This is a genomic window from Rhizobacter sp. P1_G5 (genome assembly GCF_056405435.1).
On record NZ_JBFUCB010000618.1, the window covers coordinates 1 to 3,511 of the forward strand.

General features: G+C 67.3%; 5 protein-coding genes. All 5 read left to right on the forward strand.

Features of this window, described 5'->3' with window-relative positions; all coding sequences use genetic code 11:
* A partial coding sequence (locus AC1D12_RS28150; RefSeq protein ID WP_477844382.1) for a heme exporter protein CcmB occupies positions 1-398 on the forward strand: 398 nt, incomplete at its 5' end.
* Positions 398-1,147, forward strand: coding sequence for a heme ABC transporter permease (locus AC1D12_RS28155; protein ID WP_477827883.1), 750 nt, complete (start codon positions 398-400; stop codon positions 1,145-1,147). The genes AC1D12_RS28150 and AC1D12_RS28155, both read left to right, overlap by 1 nt.
* A complete protein-coding gene (gene ccmD, locus AC1D12_RS28160) occupies positions 1,144-1,311 on the forward strand; it encodes a heme exporter protein CcmD (RefSeq protein ID WP_369822955.1) in 168 nt (55 codons plus the stop codon). Before AC1D12_RS28155 ends, ccmD begins: the two co-directional genes overlap by 4 nt.
* A gap of 359 nt (positions 1,312-1,670) precedes the next feature.
* A complete protein-coding gene (ccmE, locus tag AC1D12_RS28165; protein ID WP_047511894.1) occupies positions 1,671-2,105 on the forward strand; it encodes a cytochrome c maturation protein CcmE in 435 nt (144 codons plus the stop codon).
* Positions 2,102-3,511: heme lyase CcmF/NrfE family subunit (locus AC1D12_RS28170; RefSeq protein WP_477844385.1), on the forward strand; the 1,410-nt coding region annotated here is incomplete at its 3' end. The genes ccmE and AC1D12_RS28170, both read left to right, overlap by 4 nt.

Sequence of the window (3,511 nt, forward strand, 5' to 3'; positions counted from 1 at the left end):
TCGCGCTATTGGTCGCTGGCAAGATCGCAGCGCACTGGCTGCTGTGCGGGCTGCCGCTGGTGCTGCTGGCGCCGCTGCTCGGTTTGCAGTTCAACCTGAACCCCGGCGAGCTGCAGGTGTTGATGCTCGCGCTGCTGCTGGGCACGCCGGTGCTGAGCCTGATCGGCGCGATCGGTGCCGCGCTGACGCTCGGCGTGCGCGGCGGCGGCACCCTGCTCGCGCTGCTGGTGCTGCCGCTGTACGTGCCGACGCTGATCTTCGGCGCCGGCGCCGTTGAGGCGCAGAGCGCCGGGCTGGGCTCGTCGGCGCAGTTGTCGATCCTCGGGGCGCTGTTGGCGCTCGCCGTATTCTTCGCACCCTGGGCCACCACCGCGGCCCTTCGCATCGCAATCGAATGATGGAAAAAACCTCCGCCAGCCCCTGGATGCGCTATGCATCGCCAGCGACCTTCTACCCGCTTGCCGGCAAGCTGCAGCCGTGGTTTGCAGGCCTTGCCGCGCTGCTGACAATTGCCGGCCTGTGGATCGGCTTCTTCGTCGCACCGACCGATGCGACGCAGGGCGAGGGTTACCGGATCATCTTCGTGCACGTGCCGGCGAGCTGGATGTCGATGGTGATCTATTGCGCGATGGCGTTCTGGGCCGGGATCGGCCTGGCGTTCAACACGCGGCTGTCGTCGATGATGGCGTCGGCGCTGGCGCCGACGGGAGCGATCTTCGCGCTGCTGTCGCTGGTGACCGGCTCGCTGTGGGGCAAGCCGATGTGGGGCACCTGGTGGGTGTGGGACGCACGGCTCACGTCGGAGCTGATCCTGTTCTTCCTGTACCTCGGTTTCCTCGCGCTGCAGGCTGCGATCGAAGACCCGAAGCGGGCTGACCGCGCCGGCGCCGTGCTGGCGCTGGTGGGCGTGGTGAACGTGCCGATCATCTATTTCTCGGTGAAGTGGTGGAACACGTTGCACCAGGGGGCGACGATCTCGATGACGAAGTCGCCGTCGATGGCCATGACGATGCTGTGGGGCATGCTGCTGATGGCGCTGGCCTTCTGGATGTATTCGATCGCCGTGGCGCTGGCCCGGGTACGGAACATCATCCTCGAACGTGAACGGCACGCCGACTGGGTGCGTGGCGTCGTGGAGAACGCATGATGCAGTGGAACAGCGTGGGTGATTTCTTCGCGATGGGCGGCTACGCCTTCTACGTCTGGGGCAGCTTCGGCGCGTGTGCCCTGGCGATGCTCGTCGAGAGTCTGCTGTTGCGCCAGCAGCGCGCGGAACTGTTGCGATCCCTCAAGGATCAGCACGAGGCATGAAAACCCTTCTCGTCTCGTCCATGGCGCACTGCGTAACGAAAACGCAGGCTGCTCCGACACCGTCGAACACGCTGGGTTCGTGTGGGGCGGCGGGCGGTATGCGCTGGGGGCGACTTCTGGGGCGACGAAGAAGATCGGTTTCGGGGCTGGCGCGCGCCAGCGCGCTTCGTAGACTGACTCATCGGCTGTGTTTGACCACAACGAACGAAGTGAGTGGAGGGAGTTTGCCGATGCAGACCCGAAACCGATCTTCTTCGTGAAGTCGGCCCGCCAGGGCCGACCGACCCAGCTGAGCCCCCAGCGCATACCGCCCGCCGCCCCGCACGCGCCAAGCAAGACAACAGAGTGACCAGACAAACATGAAGCCCCGCCACAAACGCCTAGCCATCATCGTCGGTGCCGTCGCCAGCCTCGGCGTCGCCGCAGCACTCGTGCTGAACGCGCTGAACAGCAACGTCGCGTTCTTCTTCACGCCCACGCAGGTGGTGTCCGGCGAAGCCCCGAAAGACCGTGCGTTCCGCGTCGGCGGCATGGTCCGCCAGGGCACCCTGAAGCGCGACCAGATGACCGTCAGCTTCACGATCACCGACACCGCCAAGGACGTCGCCGTGCGCTACACCGGCATCCTTCCCGACCTGTTCCAGGAGGGCAAGGGCGCTGTCGTGCAAGGCAAGCTCGACGGGGACGCCTTCGTCGCCACCGAAGTGCTCGCCAAGCACGACGAGAACTACATGCCGCCCGAGGCCGCCCACGCGGTCGAAGAGGCCAAGAAGATGAGGAACACGCTCAAATGACTCCCGAACTCGGCCACCTCGCGCTGATCCTCGCGTTCCTGGTCTCGATCGTCCAGGGCGTGCTGCCGATCGTCGGCGCCCACCAGAACAAGCCCGCCTGGACCTCGCTCGCACGGCCCGCCGCGCAGACGCAGTTCCTGCTCGTCGCGTTCGCGTTCGCCTGCCTGATGCAGGCCTTCGTCGCCAACGACTTCTCGGTGCTCTACGTCGCCCAGCACTCGAACTCGCAGCTGCCCACCGCCTACCGCGCCGCCGCCGTCTGGGGCGGCCACGAAGGCTCGCTGCTGCTGTGGCTGCTGATGCTCAACGGCTGGACGCTCGCCGTCAGCCTGCTGTCGCGCCAGCTGCCGCTGCCGATGGTCGCGCGCGTCATCGGCGTGCTCGGCCTGGTCGCCGCCGGCTTCCTCGCGTTCATGCTGCTCACGTCCAACCCGTTCGACCGGCTGATCCCGGCCGCCGCCGAAGGCCAGGACCTGAACCCGCTGCTGCAGGACCCCGGCCTCATCGTCCACCCGCCGATGCTCTACATGGGCTACGTCGGCTTCTCGGTCGCCTTCGCCTTCGCGATCGCCGCGCTGCTGGCCGGCACGCTCGACGCCGCCTGGGCCCGTTGGTCGCGCCCATGGACCAACGTCGCGTGGACTTTCCTCACTTTGGGCATAGCGTTGGGCTCGTACTGGGCCTACTACGAGCTCGGCTGGGGCGGCTGGTGGTTCTGGGATCCGGTCGAGAACGCGTCGTTCATGCCGTGGCTGGTCGGCACCGCGCTGATCCACTCGCTGGCCGTCACCGAGAAACGCGGCAGCTTCAAGAACTGGACCGTGCTGCTCGCGATCTGCGCGTTCTCGCTGTCGCTGCTCGGCACCTTCCTGGTCCGCTCCGGCGTGCTGACCTCGGTGCACGCCTTCGCCACCGACCCGCGCCGCGGCATCTTCATCCTGCTGTTCCTCAGCGCCGTGATCGGCGGCTCGCTGAGCCTGTTCGCCTACCGCGCGCCCAAGGTCGGCCTGGGCGGCGCGTTCGCGCTGTTCTCGCGCGAGACGCTGCTGCTGGTCAACAACGTGCTGCTGATGGTGGCCGCCGGCTCGGTGCTGCTGGGCACGCTGTACCCGCTGATCATCGACGGCCTCGGCCTCGGCAAGCTGTCGGTCGGCCCGCCCTACTTCAACGCGGTGTTCGTGCCGATCATGGTGCCGCTGCTGTTCCTGATCGCGATCGGCCCGGTCGCCAACTGGAAACACGCCGACGTGCGCGACCTGTCGCAGCGCCTGTGGATGGCCGCCGGCATCGCCGTCGTGCTGGGCGCGCTGCTGCCGCTGTTCGTCGGCAGCTGGTCGCCGCTGGTCGCGCTCGGCCTGCTGCTGGCGGTGTGGATCGTCGCGAGCAGCGTGTTCCAGATCCGCGCC

Coding starts and splice junctions, on each gene's coding strand:
- AC1D12_RS28155 (WP_477827883.1), top strand. CDS start 398: ATGGAAAAAACCTCCGCCAGCCCCTGGATGCGCTATGCATCGCCAGCG.
- ccmD (WP_369822955.1), top strand. CDS start 1,144: ATGATGCAGTGGAACAGCGTGGGTGATTTCTTCGCGATGGGCGGCTAC.
- ccmE (WP_047511894.1), top strand. CDS start 1,671: ATGAAGCCCCGCCACAAACGCCTAGCCATCATCGTCGGTGCCGTCGCC.